The organism is Bradyrhizobium sp. CB1015 (assembly GCF_025200925.1).
Classification (GTDB): domain Bacteria; phylum Pseudomonadota; class Alphaproteobacteria; order Rhizobiales; family Xanthobacteraceae; genus Bradyrhizobium.
In genome coordinates, this window is record NZ_CP104174.1 from 609,164 (window position 1) to 626,385 (window position 17,222).

Sequence of the window (17,222 nt, forward strand, 5' to 3'; positions counted from 1 at the left end):
CGGAAAAATCGCCGGATAGCTCCGCGATCCCTTGCAAAATCGTCGGCGCCCCTTCAAGAGAGGGCGCTCCGGAGAGATGGCCGAGTGGCTTAAGGCGCACGCTTGGAAAGCGTGTGTGCGGGAAACCGTACCGTGGGTTCGAATCCCACTCTCTCCGCCATACAGGCCAGGAAGTCCTTTTTTTCCAACGCTTCCTGAAGTTGACCGTTCGGCGGCCCATATTCCGGCCCATACTTCCGATCGGACGGAAAGTTAGTTTGCGCCCGCATCTTCGAGTGAGTCGGCTCTTGCGATCTGCCTTTGCCATGTGCTGGGCGTGTCCGAACGGCGAGGACAATTAGGGAGACGTTGTCTTTGGCGCAGAGCTGGAGGCCTTGGCGGCGAGCCTGCGGGCGATCTGACGAGGGTCCTTGGCCGTACTCAATGAACATCAGCGGCTTCAATTTCGCAGCGCCATAGGCGCCGCGCTCGGCGGAGCGGTCATCCGAGAGGGTCTCGGTTACCCAGCCATTTCGATTGCCGGCGCAGCCATGGCGGCGGCGGGATGCATGGTTCTGGCGGTGCAGAGCAGTCGTCCGCCTGTTGCCACGCCCAGTCTTCCCAACGACTTCAGCTGACCATCGTGTGGAGTAGAGCTCATACGGAAGGGTCGCTGATCAATTCTCGCGGTGATCCATCGCGTCTAAGCGAGTGACCTAGGTGCGGTGGGCGGCCGCGATTGCGGGGTATCGGGGGTGAGAATCCCTCCCTCTCCGCCAATTAGCGCCCGCCCCAATTAGCAGCAGAAGGCCGAGAAAACCGGCCGTTTCGCGCACAGCGACGTCCCAAACCAAGGCGACGTGCGTGTCTGTACCAGAGTCTGTACCAGGAAATGTATCACCGCCATGCGGCCGCCGCCGTGGCGGAGCCTCCCGTCCACCACGGTATCTCACCGGAGGTCCGTCGGGTTGGCGCTTCCAGATCCGGCTGTCCCCGCAATTCTTCGGAAGAGAGTCCCAACTTGCAGGGCCCGCCCCTATCGTCCGCAAGACGTTGGGCCCGCGCAGCCGCCGCGAGGCCAAACGCCTGGCACTGCACCTCGTCTCCGTGTGCCAGGTCATCTGCAGTGCGGCCGCAGGACTTGGAAAGAACATGGATACATCGCTGCCCGGTGCCGAAGACGAGCTTGTGCGACACGTTGTCGAGGCTTGCCAGAATGCGATTGGCCTCGCCGTCGCGCAGCCCTCCCAGGCGATCGGCCTTGCTCAGGCGCTGCAGTCGGCGCTGACCTCACTGCAGCTTGTGCAGAACGAGGTTGCCAAGGGGGACGCTGGCGCGTCCGCCGTCACCAGCAATGCCGACGCGCTGGCGCGCGGCGCACTCAAGGAAGTCTTGAACTTTGCCTCGCTGCCGGGCGAGGCTCTGGCTGCGATGGCCGCGGTCGAGCGCGTCGCGCCCGACACGGCGGAACGCCGCAACGATCCGCCGCCTGCCGTGAGGCCAAAGGCGCAGACCAAGGGCGTCCTTCCGCTCTTCAGCGTGTCAATCGGCTTGCAAATTTGACCCCTCATCGGCGTCCAATTTTGGCTCTGACGCAATCTTGGTGCAGCTCCTTTCATTCTGCGCCGACTAACCGGGCTTGGAGCAGATCGATCTTCCCGCGGCCATACATTTGGCGCCTGACGAGCTTGAGGCGCGTAATCTGTCCTTCGGTTTGTCCGTTCGACCAGGGCGACGTGATTGCGGCTCGGACTGCCGCTTGGTCTCTCCCGACGCCGCTCGCGAACGAGGCGACGAGACTGGCGCGGGCACGCTCGATCCAAGGAGCGAGGCCCGCCTCGGTCTTACGCCGGATCATCAGGTGGAATTCGGCGATGATCTCGCGTGCCTCGACCAGAGTTGGCACGCCAGCTTCGATCGCCGCGACCGTGACGGTCTCCGCTTTGGTGAGCAGGTCCCGTCCGATTGTCATGAGGCGAGCGATCGTTCTGGCCGACGGAATCCTCTGAAGGTTTTGTGTGTCGGTCCTTTCCGCTCGTCGTCTGCGGGTTGCCCACTCGCTGATGACACGTAGCGAGCCTCGGAAGCCACGCCCTTTCAAACGGCGCCAAAGTTCAGCCCCGTTGCGGCAGCCAGACGCCCACTGCTCGTCCAGCCATGGCAAGTGCACATCCAACGAACTTTGCCGGGTTCGGAACACGTCGTGACGTTCGCCGCGGACCACCTGTCGCACCAGCTTCCTGCTGTGGCCGGTCTGACGCACGATCTGCTTGATAGGTATGCCATTCTTCGACAGAGCCAGGATGACCGCGTTGGTCTCCTCGCGGCGCAGATAGCCCTCATACTGGAGGCGCTCCGCGGCGGTGAGTAGCTTGGGATCGATCGTGGTCGCACCGATGACGGTGCGTATCTGGCGCATCGATTTGCGGACGGCATCGAGGAAGGCCCGACTGGCGTTCTCCATCAGATGCCAACGGTCGGCGACCTGTACTGCGTGCGGCAGGGCCTTGGCCGCGGCTTCGCCATATCCGCCGCCGCGGTCACGGGCGACGATTGCGATCGTGGGATGAGCAGCGAGCCAGGCTTGGGCCGTCGCCGGCTCACGATCCGGCAACAAAGTGACGACCCTGCGCCTTTCCAAGTTGCAGACGATGCTGGCGTATCGGTGATTGCGCCGCCAGGCCCAGTCATCAATGCCGATGACCCTGAGCGGGTCAGCTGGGGGACGGCTACGGTGCCGAACCACCCGAAGAAGGGTATCTTTGCTCACCGGCAGCATCAGCCGCTTTGCGAAGACTGCTGCCGGTCTACCCCCAAGCGCCAAGCCAAGGTGGTGAACGATGGACTCCAGCCTCGCGGTGCGGCGCGCCGAAGGCGCCAGTACGCCTTCGCCGAAGCGCTCAGTGAAGATCTGACGCCCGCACAGAACCGCGTCGCAGCGAAAACGGCGGGCGATTACCAGGAGCTGGACGATCCGACCCGAGAGCGGCAGATCGGTCACGCGGCGCCGGTAGCGGCTATGGACACGTCGCGAAACCGTTCCGCACGATGGACACAGGCCGACGCTGCCGGACGCCCGAACCACAACGATCGCCTTATTACCCTCGTAGTAAGCACTCTCTACAACAAACCCACGCGGCACCAAACTGGAGCGGTGGAGTGCCTGCTGCATGGCGCTGATTCTCCTCCAATCAAAGCGCCAGACATCCTCCAAACTGCATCAAAAGTGAGTCAGAGCCCAATTTTGACCCCTTCGGGCGGCGGGGTTTGGCGGTAGCGCTCGTCTCGTCGGAGCTGGTCGGGATAGCGGAGGCGAGACGAGCGCGGGTGATGTGATCGTCGTCCCGGCTTTTGAATCGCCAGCTGTCGTTGCCGGTCTCGACGATGTCGCAGTGGTGGGTCAGCCGATCGAGCAGCGCGGTGGTCATCTTGGCATCGCCGAACACGCTCGGCCATTCGCCGAAGGCGAGATTGGTGGTGACGATGACTGAGGCGCGTTCGTAGAGGCGGCTGACGAGATGGAACAGAAGCTGGCCGCCGGACTGGGCGAAGGGCAGATATCCGAGTTCGTCCAGGACGATGAAGTCCATCCGGGTCAGATGCTCGGCAAGCCGGCCCTGACGTCCGCTGCGGGTCTCGGTCTCGAGGCGGTTGACGAGGTCGACCACATTGTAGAAGCGGCCACGGGCACCTGATCTGATGCAGCTCCTGGCGATTGCAATGGCCAGGTGGGTTTTGCCGGTGCCGGTGCCGCCGACCAGGACGACGTTGCGTTGCTGAGCGATGAAGCCACCGCCGGCAAGATCATTGACGAGCGTCTGGTTGATCGGCGTTCCGTCGAACTGGAAGTCGGCGATATCCTTGGCGAGCGGCAGTTTGGCGATGGTGAGCTGGTACTTGATCGACCGGGCCTGCTTCTCGTTGATCTCGGCGTTGAGCAGGTCGCCGACGATGCGCTGAGGTTCATGCTGTCGCTTGATGGCGGTCGCCATGATCTCGTCGAAGGCGGCCTTCATGCCGTAGAGCTTGAGCTCGCCCATGAGGTCGAAGATTTGAGTTCGTTCCATCAGTTGGTCCTCCGGAGGTTGTCGTAACGGGCACAATCGGCGATCGGCGCATGGCGGAGCGTCAGCGCAGCCGGCGTCATGATGTTTGCCGGTGGAGCGGGTTCGCGTTGCCTGGCCAGGATGTTGAGCACGACGTCGGCGGAGTGGACGCCGTGGCCGAGCGCTTCGGCACAGGCGGCTTCCACCGCCGGCAGACCGTCGGTCAGCACCGCGTTGAGGATGTCGACCATCTGCCGGCTGCCATCGTCGATGCTGGCAAGCCTGCGCCGGATCCGCTCGATCGCTGCCGGCAGCACCCAATCCCTGAAGGGAGCGCCATTGCGCAAGGCGCCGGGTTTACGAGCAAGCACCGGCAGGATAACGGTACGATACGCGTAGGGCACATTGCGATCAGAAATACCCCTGCAAGTCCGGGCGGATGTGACGGGCGATCTGGAGCATGCGCAGTGATGTTCAAGCGCCTGCCGTCGAGCAATCTTGCTAGCAAGCTATCGAGCTGACAGGCGAGCAAGCTGGCCAGTACGCCGTTCGCATCGTCTAATTTTCAGCACCCGGTGATCGCATCGACCGAGGGCTTGCCTTTTTCATCTGTACCACTAATTGTACCAGCATTCGTACCAGCGGCGTCGTGACAAGCGCGAAAGCCTGCAAAATAAGGGTACGGGAAGAAATTAGCGCAGAGTCCCTCCTACGCATTGGGAAGCAGCTCCACCGGCTAATTTCAGGCTTGCACGGTCGCTCCGCGCTAGAACGCGCGAACGCAATCTTCTGGACGCGCTCGCATTAGATCCCGCAGGTTTCGGGGGAAGGCTCATATACAGTGTTGGGAAGAGCTATGTGAATTGAGATCCTCAAACAATGCGAAATTGATGAAACATCCAAAACTCAGCACAAAATTGGAAAGGGAACTCAGTCGATCAGTCCGACGCTGCGGAACGCATCTTCCGCTTGCGGATCTTCGAGCACGCCGGCTCGCTGCATGATCCGGATGACGGTCTCGCTCCTGGCCCTGATGTCAGCCTGGACCAAAACGGGCGAATAGACCTCTTCGATCACACTCTCTGCTTCAGTCGCGGAGAGAGCGATGCGGGCAAGGCAGTGCTGCGCATGCAGCAGGTCCGGGGTCAGGAACATCGTAATGAAGCGCGGCAACAGTGGTCCGATGTGCCTGCGGAGCCCGGGCGTCAGGGCTGGCCAGGTCATCATTAAGGCGTCGGAGAAATAGAGATGATGTCGCGCTTCGTCTTCGGCGTGGTCGCGCAGGATCGTGCGAACGCCCGATGCGACGCGCTCGTCATTCGGCACGCGCGTCAGCGTAGCGGTGATGAGGGTCTCCGAAACCGTCGCAAAGAAGAAGTCGACGAGCGATGTCAGGCTAGTGCTCAATTCAGCCTTGATGGAATCCAGCTCCAACAGGAAGGACGGACGATGCTTCGCGAACGGGCGCACCCCCGCCGCAGCGGAGATCTCCTCGACTAAGCCGCCCGTGAACAGGGCGTGATACATTTCGTCAACTGCAATCTTGCGGGCGTCGGTCAGCATGGCCGGCGTAAAAGGCAGCTCGAACTGGCCACGTCCGATCATACATGCAACGGGCGCGATGATTTCCGTCTCGAGCGCATCCGTGAAGTTGAGATGGCCGAGCAGGTGATAGGCAAGGATCTCGCGGATGACGGCGTCGCCGCGCGATTGGACTAGGGGATGTTGAGCCAGGGCAACCAGTTCAGGCGAGAAGAACAGCTTGACCTCTCTGCCGCAAAATTCCGGCAACGGCTTGGAGCGAACCGCCGCGCGCGAATTCCAGTTGCGGAAACGGCTGCGATAGACGTGCTGTGTTGCAGGCTCAAATTTGTGCAGCATTCAAGATCCGAACCAAACTGGTCGAAACAAACTCGATCGATCTCTCCGATCGCAGCAGGTGTGGCTGGAGCCGAACCTGTCGCTGAGAGAGGCGTGCCTGCGCACACCTCTCTGCAGGTCCAGGGCATCACTTCGTATCCAGGGCATCACTTCCAGGGCATCCGTTGCGTTCAGTGGCCGAGCTCCCGCGTTCCTCAGATTGGAGCGGCGCGCGCCAGCGCTGGTACAGCCAGCGCGATTGGAGCGGCATGCGCAGCAACTGGAGCAGCACAATCGCTCAGTGGAAGAGCAACTGGTGCCGCTGGGTCGCTCAGCTTCGAAAAGTCGACCGTTGTCGTTCCTGAGAGTGGAACGCCGATCACTGGAAACGCGCCAAACGCCAGTGGATCTGCGGCCTCTGCCAAGCTCCTACTCGCGAGCGAGAGAAACTCATGCATTGGTTGCGCAAGGGTTGGAACATTAGCCATCATCATCACCTCCTTTCATGGGCTAATAGCGATTGGCGCACCTGACGGGGCTCGAACCCGCACTCTCCAACGCCCAAGGCTGGTGCTTTCTGACGCTCTTGGTCCACTCCGCCTCCGAGTCGGTCTCATCGATATCGATGCCCTGGTAAAACATCGGATCAACCAGCACAGATTAGAGAGCTTAGTCGCGAGCCTCATTTGCCAAGTTAAGCTACAGGTGCATCAAGACGGCTAAAAACGACAGTGAGGACTATGTGGACTGCTGCGCTCGATGCGTAGTCGGACAGCTCGCAACGTCCTCGTGGCATTCAATTTCGTATAGGGAGGTGGCATAGTCCGCGGACAGAAGATCCGCGCCCTGCACCAACCCGTCGACATAGCTGCGGAGCGGCTTCAGTCCCGGTCTGGTCCATGAAGGTTGTGCCGTATAGACATAGGCTGATAGCTCGCGGCGCTGTGCGCAGTCGTAGACGGTCAGCTGTGCACGACGGTAATGATGCGGCACGAGCTCAATTCGGTCGAGTACGGCGAGTGCGTCATGATCCAGCTCGTTGAGAATGCCTTCGACATGATAGCCCGGTGCGGCGACAACATTGGCATAGCCGACCGCCGGATTTGTCGACGATACTTTTTCGAAGGCGAGTCTGTAATTCCGTAAGATGGCGCGTCGCCGCTCCAGCGCAGGGGCCCGCTGCAAGCGCCGATGAAGCGTGGCAGCGCTCATGTTCGATCCATAGGCGAAATAAAGCGGCATTCTTCTCCATCACGTCGGCAAATGACTGACAGGCAATCCCAGCTCGCATTCCCAATCAGGCTAACACGAAAGGAGGCATTGCTCAACCTAAGGAAGCGTGTTAATTTATTTTCGCCTAAAGTGAACCCGTATGGCAGGCGCGGAAGATGGCGATCGGTCTCAAAGAGCCCTTTCTTCTAGACCCCGAAATAACCTACCTCAATCACGGGGCCTACGGCGCAACTCCTCGACCGGTTTTTGAATCCTACCAACGCTGGCAACGCGAGCTCGAGCGTGAGCCGGTCGATTTCCTGTCCCGAAAGGGCACCGAACGGCTTGCGCATTCGCGCTCAATTCTTGCCGATTACCTCGGTATCGCGCGTGACAATCTAGTCTACGTCAACAATGGCACCGTGGGGCTGAACATCGTCGCACGCAGCCTGAGGCTCAAGGCTGGTGATGAACTCCTGACCACGGACCATGAGCACGGCGGCATCGACCGCCTGTTCCGCTTCATGGCGGATAAGCTCGGCTTCACACTGGTGAAGTGCCGCGTGCCGCTGCCGGTGACGACGCACGGCGCACTCATCGATCGTTTCATGAGCCATGTGACGTCGCGCACACGAGCAATTCTCGTGAGCCATCTGACGTCGCCGACGTCGCTGGTCTTTCCGGTGAAGGAGATTTGCGCGCGGGCCCGGGCTATAGGGATCATGACCATTGTCGATGGGTCTCACGTGCCAGGCCAGTTGCCGCTCAGGCTGCTGGATGTCGATGCGGATTTTTATGTCGGGATTTTGCACAAATGGCTATGCGCGCCGAAAGGGTGTGCTTTTCTGTATGCCCGCCCTTCGGCGCAGGACCTGCTCGATCCGCTAGTCGTGAGCTGGGGATGGGAGCCGAAGAATCCTGGTCCGTCGAAATTCGTCGAATATCATGAGTGGCAGGGAAGCCGCGATTTCTCCGCATATCTTACCGTGCCGGACGCGATCGCCTTCCAGCGGCAGCACGATTGGGAAACCGTAGCGGCCAAATGTCGCGTGCTGGCGATGCAGGCGCAGCGTCAGGTGAGTGATCTCTTCGGACTGGAGCCGTATCATCCGCCACGTCCCGAATGGCACGGGCAGATCGTCTGCGCCCGGCTGCCGCCGGGCACCGATGATGTCGCCTTGCTCCATCGACTTCGGCACGACTTCAATATTGATGTCTCAGTGGACCGATTCGACGGACCCCGCGTCCGTATCTCGGTCCAAGCTTATAACGACGAGGACGACATCGACCATCTGCTCTGGGCGCTGCAGCGCTGCTGCCAGGCGCCGGTAAGAGCGTCAGCGGAATGACGGATGTCGTGGAAGCGAGTTGCAGCGGCGTGGCAGCGAGGAGGAACCGGACTCGCTGCACGTGTGATGCTGGAGCGCGCGAGCGATTTCTGCTGGGAGCGATACTTCGGCATCAGGTCCGCAGGCCTTGTCCCGATCGAAACGCTGCTGTCTGACTGGAACGGCTGCCACGACTATTTCCCTTCGGCGCGAAGGGCGTTCCACCATCTGATGGCGCATGTTGATATCTGTGCGGGACGCGACGTGTTCGTTGATTTCGGAGCGGGCAAGGGACGAGCATTGTTGATGGCGGCCCAATATCCGTTCAAGCGGGTGGTCGGAATCGAAATCTCGGAGACGCTCTGTCAAGAAGCGCATCGCAACCTCGCCCGGTGGAACGGCGCACTAGTCTGCACTGATATCGACATCTTGGCCGGCGATGCCTCGCACTATGTCGTTCCCGCCGATGCCACTGTGTTGTACTTCTACAACCCATTTCATGGTCGCACGCTGCATGCTGTGTTCGAGGCGATCGCGCAATCGCATGCGACCACGCCACGCCGGATCTGGGTCATCTTTAACAATACAGCGCACTTCCTGGCGATCGAACGGCAGTTCCCCTGGCTGACGGTGGTTGCCCGTCCTACCTTCGAGCATGACTGCGGAGTCTATAAAATCGCGGGTGACGGCTAGACTTGAATGGCTTCCGCGGTCCGGCCTACCAGGCGGGACCCCTCATAATTGGTCTGCTCAGAAAGCCTCCTCGCCGGCGATCGTGGTCCGGTACATCAGCCTTTGATGGTTGACCTCGTCATAAGGGGTTGCTCGGTGTATCGAGCTGCGATTGTCCCACAGGATGGCATCGCCTGCCCGCCAGCGATGAATGTAGATGAAGCGGGGCTGGGTCGCGAATGACTGCAGTTCGGGAATGAGAATGTTGCTCTCGGCTTCCGGCATTCCGACCACATTCCAGGGAACATTGCCGCCAACATAAAGGGCCTTGCGGCCGGTGCGCGGATGAGTCCGCACCAGGGGTTGGGGCATGTCCGGCCAGGCCGCGCGTTCCTCCGGCGTCACCGGGGGCTTCTCCGGGTAGTTGTAGGGGCGCGACTTCACGCGGCTGATGATGACCTGACGGCTGTCGATTTGAACTTTGATCTCTGCGGGAAGAGCGTCGTAGGCTGCCTGCATGTTAGCAAACCAGGTGTCGCCGCCGCTGGGCGGGACTTCGGCGGCGTAGAGAAGCGAGGCTGCGGGTGGACATTTCAGGTAATGCCCATCGGAGTGCCAGTATCGGCCGCTGGCAGATGACCCGATCGCCTTGCCATCCTTCTTGAGATTTGAGAGCACCAGCACTTCGGGATGGTCGGGAAGGGCGTTCTCGGAGCGCGTGTACACCAACAGGTCACCAAAACGGCGGCTGAAATCGATCTGTTGCTGCGGCGTCATCGACTGATTGCGAAACAGCAAGATCGTGGTGTTGAGCCAAGTCGCATAGATCCTGTCGAAGTCGCGGCCGGATATCGGGCCGGCAAGATCTATCCCGCTCACTTCGGTGCCAATCGTATCCGTCAAGGGGCGAAGGCTGAGCACGACGGGGCCTCGCAGCTACCAGTACAAGCGGGTGGGGTGAACGGAAGCCACCGACAGCGAGCCAAGCTCGTCTAGTAGCTCGTTGGCATTGGCAGGAGCAAGATTGATGAGATGAAGGTCGAAGCCGCGGTCGCGACAGAGGTTCGGCAACAGGACCACGCCCGACGACCGGTGCCGCGTCAAGAGGAGTCCGCTCCGATCGAGCCCTTCGAGCGCGGCATCGAGATCGTTGAGCACGAATTCTCCCCGGTATCCTAGGGTCAGCACCGATTCCACCGCAATGCCGTCGTCCTGCAAAGCGTCGCGCACGGCGAGGGAAGGAAACACGCCGGTTAGCCTCGGATTGCAGTCATAGATCAGCTCATAGTTGCCTTCGCGGGTCCGATGTGCGTCGAAATTGATCGGTCCGTGATAGCCGCGGGCGAGATAGCGCCGGCACAGCTCCGTCATGGCGTCGTGAAATTGTGCCGGGATGTCGCGTCCGACCAGATCGGAGAGATAGGCCCCCTGAAAGTGCTTGTGATCGCGATCGCGATAGATCTGTGCAGTCGGACCGAACGGCATGACACCTCCATCGCGCGTGAGCATGTAGCTCAGGCCGATGCCAGCAAACGAATCATCGCCGTCACGTCTTGATAGAGCAGGCTGTACCAGAAAGTCGACGCGCTTGCGGCGGAGCGCCTGCTCGCGCTTGCAGCTCGCCAGCTGCGCATCTTTCAATCCTATAGATTTGAGACAGGGCGCCAAATCGACTTCCTGCCGCAGCGCGTTGGCTTGACGTTCGATCTCAAGTGCTCCGGAGTCGGCTTCCTCGGCGACGCATGTGCGAAGCCGCTTCATCTCACTCACGTAGGTGTCGGGGCCGACCAGCGCCGAGAGATTGCCGCTCGAATTCAGCGTCGCCTTTACAAACAAGCGGGCGGGCTCGTCCGAACAATCGGAGATGCAGGATCTATAGAACGCCGCGAGCGCACTATAGTCCGCCAGTTTCCAAAGATCAGCAGCTGCGACCTGGATGGTTGCGCTGTGACGCGGCAGCCGGTGATCCGTGGAGGCCAGCGCAAGATAATCGCTCTTGTTGGCGCAGACGGCTGCCAGATCAGCCAGATCGGCGGCGTCAGCTTCGAAATCGTCGATTGGCATGCCATGCAGGCGCAGCAGTTGAGCGAGCTGCGCCAACAGCATCGCGTAGGTTGGCGAGATTTGGTTCAGCATAAAGCCAGCCACCGGCCGCAAAGCCTGAACCTGTTCGGAGAACCCGCGGCAGGCAAAGACCCGTAGGTTATCGATGTTGCAACCAACATAGAGCGGTTCAAGCAAGGGCTGCAGCGAGAACAAGCCGGTCCGATCTCGGATGTGATCGAACAGCAAGCGCTGTGCACCGACGTGTTGTCGGTAGGTCTCAACATGGCGATCATTGAGGGCGAAGAAGATCGAACGTGCTTGCCAGAGGCTGGTGTAGGTGAGAAAGCGGTCCTGACAGCGATAGATGAAAGTTCGCTCGGCTTCACCGAGATCAAGGATCAGGCCGCCCGCAACGATGGCAAGGCGAGCATCGACTTTCGCGCTGGAGTCGAACGTGAACATCGGCCGAATCGGTGGCCGCGACGTGGGTCCGGGACGCGACCAGGAGATGCCAAACTGTTCCTTGTTCATGTCGAAGTCGCATCCACGTCGATGTCGGCGGCCACAGGCCAGGGACTCTCTGCTCGCCGACTCGAGAGGCGGGCGATACCGACTCCTTCGGTCGTGCGATATTCGACAAAGGGAGCGAAATGATCCGATACGGTCCGGCAAAAGCGACCAAGCTCATCGCGGTTACGGGCGATCAAATCGGCGAACGCCGGATCCCCGGTTTTGTCGGTGAAAAGGATGTTGTGACAGACGAGCAGCGCGTCGCGCTGCAGTCGTGGCAGGCATGCCTGCGTCAGGGAGTGGTACACACGCTTGCCACGCTGGTCGGGATCGGGATGGGTGCGGGGATTCTCGGCATCGAGCACGCAGAGATCGAACAGGTCCGACGTGGACTGCAGAAAGTCTTCGCCGCGCGCTTCGACGACGCGGACCGCTTCGGCAAAGCCGCTGCGCGTGAGGTTGTGTCGCGTGACCGCGCAGCATTGAGGATTGGGATCGATTAACGTCACCAGGCCGCCGCGGACAGCGATGGCCGGAATGGCCCAGTGAGCCCAATATCCGTAATACGAGCCCAGGAAGATCGCGTTGCGCGGTGCAGTGACGCTGGCGATCATCGCCAGCAGGAGGCCTTCCTCGGGATAGATATAGGTCTTAAAGGCCCCGTGATCGAACTGTGTGATGATTTGCTCGGTCTGCGTCAGCAGATTCTCGTCGTAACGGGTGATTTCGATCAGGCCTCTGCGCTGAAGGTCAGCGAGTATGGCGACCGCGCAGGCGCGCGGGTGGCGAGGAAATCGCTTGACGAAAGGAAGGTCGTTACGGGGAACGCCGGCCGCCAGCAGGGCGTCGGCCTGAGATTGGACTAGGCGAAGGAAGTCGATGCGTTCACCCGTTCCGGCGGAGAACGAACGATAGCCAGCCAGACGTTGAAGCGCCGTCTGCGCGGCGGCGAAAACCGTACCGGTCAGTGCCGGCGCCTCGGGCATGCTCGACATCAATGGGCTCGCTGTTGCACGGGAGGCCTCTGCATTTGGTCTGGGCTCGCAGGCCAAGGCGCTGCGGCGATCAAGCCATCGCCGCCGGCCTGCTCCCACAATTGCTCCCCTACATGAGGCGCCAGCGGTGCGGAAAGGAGGAGGAGTGTCCGCGCCGCACACGCCAGTGCGATCTCGTCGTCCTTGCCTTGCGGCTCGGCCAATCTGCTGATCTGATCCAGCAGCGTCACAAGTTCCTGAAATACCAGATGGAATGCGCAGCGCTCGAACATTCCGGTCACCTTACGCTGGGCTGCAGCGACCTTCTTCCTCAGAGCTGCCTGCCGGCCGGTCGTAATCGGAGACTCCGACGGCAGTTCCCGGAAACCAAGGGGAAGACGATCGAAGAGACGCTCGAGGTTTCTGATGAAGCGCAACGCCCTGATAAGAAGATCGTCGTTCCAATTGATATCCTGATCGGGAGCGGCGCTTGACAGCACCGCCAGTCGGAGGACGTCTGCGCCGTGTCTGTCGACTAGCTCTTCCAGGTCGACCGCATTGGCGGCGCTCTTGCTCATCTTGCGCCCGCCTTGCTTGACCATGCCGATCGTGATCAGCCGCTTGACCGGGAAGCGCTCATCGACAATGCTCAGTCTCGTCATCGCTTCCGCCATGGTTCGCAGATGGAAGAAGCAGGTCCGGATCTGGTCGGCGCCGCCGATCATGACGTCGACCGGCATCCACTTCGACGCCGTCTCGGCATCGAATGGTGACGTGACCTCGGGGGCGTTGCAGATCAAATAGAACCACCACGGACTGGCATAGGTCTCGATCGTGTCCGTGTCCCGTCTGGCGGCGGCGCCACAATGCGGGCACTCGGTTTCGATGAAGGATCGCGTGATGGCCAGCGGATTATCATCGCGGCCGACCTCGATGTCTCGCGGCAGCAGCACAGGCAGCTGGTTTTCGGGGACCGGCACGGGGCCGCATGTTTCGCAATGAATGATCGGGACCGGGGTGCCCCAGTAGCGTGGTCGGGCGATATCCCAGTCGCGCAGGCGGTAGCGAGTGGCGAATGCTGCCGCACCGGTTGCCATCAGCCTTCGCGTGATGTCCTCCCGGTCTCCGGCTGCTGCGGCCTCTGCGGGCAAGTGCCAGCCGTGGCCGCGGACCTGCCGCCAAATTTCGCGGTCCGAGCTGTCGCCCAGCGGACAGCCGAGCACGACATCGTGCTCGACGATCCGCTCGTCCCGGATCTGAAAGACGGGGATCGCGCGTCCCGTTAGCGGTTCTATCGCCTCGATACCGAGATCGACGTGGCGGCCTGCCGGGACCGTCGATGCGAGCGGGTTGAGCCGGCCAACAGCCAAGAATGCGGCAGTCGGCAATGTTTCCGGAGCGGAGGTGAAGACGGTGAGCTCGTCATCCCGATCGCGCAGTCGCAACTTGACCTCGAGACCGTCTCGCCGGCCGATCCAGTCTCGGTGGATGCTCGTGACCGTCTTGGGCCAGCCGGGAGGATCCTCGCCATCGAGCAGTGACACGGCGAAGTCGATCTCGCGCACATACCAGCGGTCCATCTCGAGAATGCTGACTTCGGACGCGCAGCGCCAGCATCGTCCGTTCTCCACGAGGTTTTCGGCAAGCGTGCTCCTGCATTTCGGGCACCAGTTGACGAGCCCCTTGCGTCGATAGATGTGTCCGCTGCCAAGCAGCTTAAGAAACATCCATTGCACCCACCTGTAATAGCGGGGTTCATGGTCGGACAGAATCCGTCGGCGGTCGTGGCTTAACCCGAGCCGCGAAAACACCCGCAGCATCTTGTCGATATTGCGCTGGACGAGCAGGGCGGGGTGGCTGCCGCTGTCGCGTGCTGCGTTCTCATTGGGCAGGCCGAACGCATCGAAGCCTGTTGTGTACAACACATTGTGCCCGGTCATCCGACGAAAGCGCGCGATGACGTCGCCGATCGTGTAGTTCCGCAGATGACCCAAGTGCAGCGAGCCGCTGGCAAACGGAGGCAATTCGACGATGAACCATTTTGGTCGGCCAGGCAGTGGATCGGCCTCGAAGATGCCGGCGGCCCGCCATTTTGCCTGGGCCCCTCGTTCGGCGGCTGTGTGATCTCGTCTCGCGTCACCCAGCCGTGACTGCATCGCGCGACCCCGCCCAACAGCGTGACCCAAACCCATCTTTAAAGATTGGTCTACGGTTGTAGCAAATATGAAAATCAGTTACAAGTGGTTATCATGTTGAGTTGTGATAGCTGTCTGGCACGCCGCTGTAATTGTATTAGGCAATAATGGCGATAAATGGCGGAGACGGAGAGCTTCTATTGCGGCGGCTCGATGCGCCACTCCCAAATGAGTGGGTCTCCGTCCATAAGGACCACACCCGAATTCTCCAAGTCTGCGCGAATACGATCCGCTTCCGCAAAGTTTTTCTCCGCCCGCGCCTTCCGTCGTGCCTCTACGCGGGCTTCAACATCGGATTTCGCCAACCCGGCATCGGCCGGTCGAACTCGTAAGTCTTTGCGGGACAGTTCGCCAAGGCGGAGACCCAGTGCTTCGTCCATCTTGCGTACAATCCGCAACCGCGCGGGCGCCGGAATCTTTTTGTCTTCAAGCGCCTGTTCCAGAACTGGGATGGCGCGGGGAGTCATCAGATCGTCAGCGATCTCCAGGGTGAATTGCTTGAGTAGGTCATTCTCGCGAGCGGTTGGCGTGGGGGGCGTTGTGGCTTGCGCGGCTCCCCGGAGTCCTTCGATCGTCTTCACGAGCCGCTTCAGTCGCGCAAGCGCCGCGTCCAGGTTTGGGAACGAAAATTCCAGCGGGCTGCGGTAGTGGGCTTGCAGACACATGAGCCGGAACGCGGCCGGATGATAGCCGCGCCCCAGGAGATCTTCCAGCAGCAGGGCACCCCCTGTGGACTTCGAGAGCTTTCCGCTGCGGTCGACTAGGAAGTTGTTGTGCATCCACACCGTCGCACCGGAATCCCTGGTTCCAGTATAGGCCTGATTCTGCGCAATTTCGTTTGGGTGGTGGATCTCGCGGTGATCGATTCCCCCCGTGTGAATGTCAAAATGTTCGCCAAGGTATTTCATGCTCATGACAGAGCATTCGAGATGCCAGCCAGGCGCGCCAGGCCCCCAGGGGCTGCTCCATTCCATCTGGCGTTTCTCGTTGGGTTTCGAACGGCGCCAAATTGCGAAATCGCCGGGATGACGTTTCCCCGCGACTTCCTCGATTCTCCCCTCGCCATGGCGCTTTTCCGAGCCCGCAAGGCGTCCGTAGTTCGGAACGGTCGACGTATCAAAGTAAAGCCCGCTTTCCAGCAAGTAGCAATGTCCGGGAGCGATCTTCTCGGCGAACGCGATCATGTCCGTCACGTGTTGCGAGGCCAACGACCAGCGGGTCGGAGGCATGATGTTCAAGCGCCCCAGGTCGCGCCAGAAGGCCTCGGTGTAGAACCGCGCGATTTCATAGGCGGAACGCCCCTCCTTCGCGGACGCTTTCTCAAGCTTGTCTTCGCCGGTGTCAGCGTCGGATGTGAGATGGCCTACGTCGGTAATATTGATGATATGCGTGACCTCAAGACCCGCAAATTTCAAGGCGCGGCTAAGCGTATCGGTGAAAATGTAGGCGCGCATATTGCCAATATGCTGGAAGCTGTAAACGGTCGGACCACAGCTGTAGACCCGCGCTGTTCCTGGATGAAGCGGCCGAAATGTTTCGACCGTTCTCGTCATGCTATTGAAAAGTCGGAGCCTGGGGATCGTCCCTTCGGGCGGAGCAATCGTCATCCAATGCTTCCTTTACATGACATCAGTTCACTATCGAAAAATCAGGGTCCAAGAAACCGCAACATTTTCACGATGAATAATCCCATCATTCAGGCACATAAATGCTGTCCAATCGATTGTGCTCGCGCAATGCATGTTGACGCGCAGAATAGAGCGTCTCCATCAATGGTCGCGGTCATGGATGCCACAATTAAAAGTTGACACCGGAGCGTTCAATGTTACTGTAATTTTCCACCCAGGTCCCAATGCAAGTTCTCGGGGAGGATTACACGTGACCAAACTCAGCGGAGCATCACTGCAGCAAGTTGAAAAGCACGCGAAGGCCTCGATAGAGCGGTCGACTAACGCGCTTCTTGCTCACAGTCGGCAAGATATCGAGAAAGAATTCTCCGCCGCATTTACAGCGGCTGGAGGAGACTGGAAGTTCGCCCATCGCGACGACATGATTAAGCGCATCGGCGGCGGTCACGTCAAATATGACTACATAAAGACCGACGTGGAGAGCGTCGAGGCTCCGAACGACCATGTCGCCATCGTCTCCGGGACACGCTCGGTGAAGGCTGTCGTCGACGGCAAGGATTTTGCCAGTACTTTTCCGTTCAAGGCAGTCCATGCCCTCGAAGACGGGCAGTGGCGCGTTTTGCTGTGGGCGGTGAACTGCTGAGCGCTTTCAACGCACCTTTTTCTTGTTCAAATTTGTTGGCGCAAAGCGGCGGACTTCCTAAGGAGCGGTCGCAGAGCCCATAGTCCAATTGGGGGGGGGCGGAGGGATGGTACCGCCTCCTTCGGTCGC

General features: G+C 60.4%; 14 protein-coding genes, 1 tRNA gene and 1 pseudogene. 6 read left to right on the forward strand and 10 right to left on the reverse strand.

Going from position 1 to position 17,222, the window contains the following annotated elements; all coding sequences use genetic code 11:
* Positions 1-70 precede the first annotated feature (70 nt).
* From N2604_RS02820 to N2604_RS02830, 3 genes are all read left to right on the forward strand, one after another.
* Positions 71-160: transfer RNA gene (locus tag N2604_RS02820), tRNA-Ser, on the forward strand.
* A 250-nt stretch (positions 161-410) separates the two neighbouring features.
* A complete protein-coding gene (locus N2604_RS02825) occupies positions 411-617 on the forward strand; it encodes a hypothetical protein (protein ID WP_260373686.1) in 207 nt (68 codons plus the stop codon).
* Between the two features lie 415 nt (positions 618-1,032).
* A complete protein-coding gene (locus N2604_RS02830; protein WP_260373687.1) occupies positions 1,033-1,542 on the forward strand; it encodes a hypothetical protein in 510 nt (169 codons plus the stop codon).
* A 52-nt stretch (positions 1,543-1,594) separates the two neighbouring features.
* On the opposite strand, the gene N2604_RS02835 is transcribed toward N2604_RS02830, so the two are convergent.
* The 5 genes and pseudogenes from N2604_RS02835 to N2604_RS02855 all read right to left on the reverse strand — a co-directional run bounded on the left by N2604_RS02835 (position 1,595) and on the right by N2604_RS02855 (position 7,127).
* A complete protein-coding gene (locus N2604_RS02835) occupies positions 1,595-3,151 on the reverse strand; it encodes an ISL3 family transposase (protein WP_260371976.1) in 1,557 nt (518 codons plus the stop codon).
* A gap of 19 nt (positions 3,152-3,170) precedes the next feature.
* Positions 3,171-4,046: an IS21-like element helper ATPase IstB gene (gene istB / locus N2604_RS02840; protein ID WP_311739825.1), complete on the reverse strand. Its 876-nt coding sequence runs from the start codon at positions 4,044-4,046 to the stop codon at positions 3,171-3,173.
* Positions 3,943-4,402, reverse strand: a pseudogene (locus N2604_RS02845) (IS21 family transposase); the annotation flags it as partial. The pseudogene N2604_RS02845 and the gene istB, both read right to left, overlap by 104 nt.
* A gap of 553 nt (positions 4,403-4,955) precedes the next feature.
* Positions 4,956-5,816: a diiron oxygenase gene (locus N2604_RS02850; RefSeq protein WP_409241673.1), complete on the reverse strand. Its 861-nt coding sequence runs from the start codon at positions 5,814-5,816 to the stop codon at positions 4,956-4,958.
* A gap of 807 nt (positions 5,817-6,623) precedes the next feature.
* A complete protein-coding gene (locus tag N2604_RS02855) occupies positions 6,624-7,127 on the reverse strand; it encodes a gamma-glutamylcyclotransferase family protein (protein WP_260373689.1) in 504 nt (167 codons plus the stop codon).
* 146 nt (positions 7,128-7,273) lie between these two features.
* Between N2604_RS02855 and N2604_RS02860 the strand changes: the two genes are divergently transcribed.
* Positions 7,274-8,446 carry an aminotransferase class V-fold PLP-dependent enzyme gene (locus tag N2604_RS02860; RefSeq protein ID WP_260373690.1) on the forward strand — a complete coding sequence of 391 codons (1,173 nt, stop codon included), beginning with the start codon at positions 7,274-7,276 and terminating at the stop codon, positions 8,444-8,446.
* Between the two features lie 3 nt (positions 8,447-8,449).
* Positions 8,450-9,118 (forward strand): class I SAM-dependent methyltransferase, encoded by a 669-nt coding sequence (locus N2604_RS02865; protein ID WP_260373691.1) that lies wholly within the window; start codon positions 8,450-8,452, stop codon positions 9,116-9,118.
* Between the two features lie 57 nt (positions 9,119-9,175).
* On the opposite strand, the gene N2604_RS02870 is transcribed toward N2604_RS02865, so the two are convergent.
* The 5 genes from N2604_RS02870 to cysS all read right to left on the reverse strand — a co-directional run bounded on the left by N2604_RS02870 (position 9,176) and on the right by cysS (position 16,429).
* A complete protein-coding gene (locus N2604_RS02870) occupies positions 9,176-10,018 on the reverse strand; it encodes a TauD/TfdA family dioxygenase (RefSeq protein ID WP_260373692.1) in 843 nt (280 codons plus the stop codon).
* Positions 10,019-10,033: 15 nt separating this feature from the next.
* Positions 10,034-11,674 carry a hypothetical protein gene (locus N2604_RS02875; protein ID WP_260373693.1) on the reverse strand — a complete coding sequence of 547 codons (1,641 nt, stop codon included), beginning with the start codon at positions 11,672-11,674 and terminating at the stop codon, positions 10,034-10,036.
* Positions 11,671-12,648 carry an O-methyltransferase gene (locus N2604_RS02880; RefSeq protein WP_260373694.1) on the reverse strand — a complete coding sequence of 326 codons (978 nt, stop codon included), beginning with the start codon at positions 12,646-12,648 and terminating at the stop codon, positions 11,671-11,673. The genes N2604_RS02875 and N2604_RS02880 overlap by 4 nt, the downstream gene beginning before the upstream one ends.
* Positions 12,648-14,783: a class I tRNA ligase family protein gene (locus tag N2604_RS02885; RefSeq protein ID WP_260373695.1), complete on the reverse strand. Its 2,136-nt coding sequence runs from the start codon at positions 14,781-14,783 to the stop codon at positions 12,648-12,650. The genes N2604_RS02880 and N2604_RS02885 overlap by 1 nt, the downstream gene beginning before the upstream one ends.
* Positions 14,784-14,959: 176 nt before the next feature.
* The gene (cysS, locus tag N2604_RS02890; protein WP_260373696.1) at positions 14,960-16,429 is read right to left on the reverse strand and encodes a cysteine--tRNA ligase; all 1,470 of its coding nucleotides are present in this window, start codon (positions 16,427-16,429) and stop codon (positions 14,960-14,962) included.
* A gap of 271 nt (positions 16,430-16,700) precedes the next feature.
* Here cysS and N2604_RS02895 point away from each other — a divergent pair, with 271 nt between their 5' ends.
* Positions 16,701-17,093 (forward strand): nuclear transport factor 2 family protein, encoded by a 393-nt coding sequence (locus N2604_RS02895; protein ID WP_260373697.1) that lies wholly within the window; start codon positions 16,701-16,703, stop codon positions 17,091-17,093.
* Positions 17,094-17,222 lie beyond the last annotated feature (129 nt).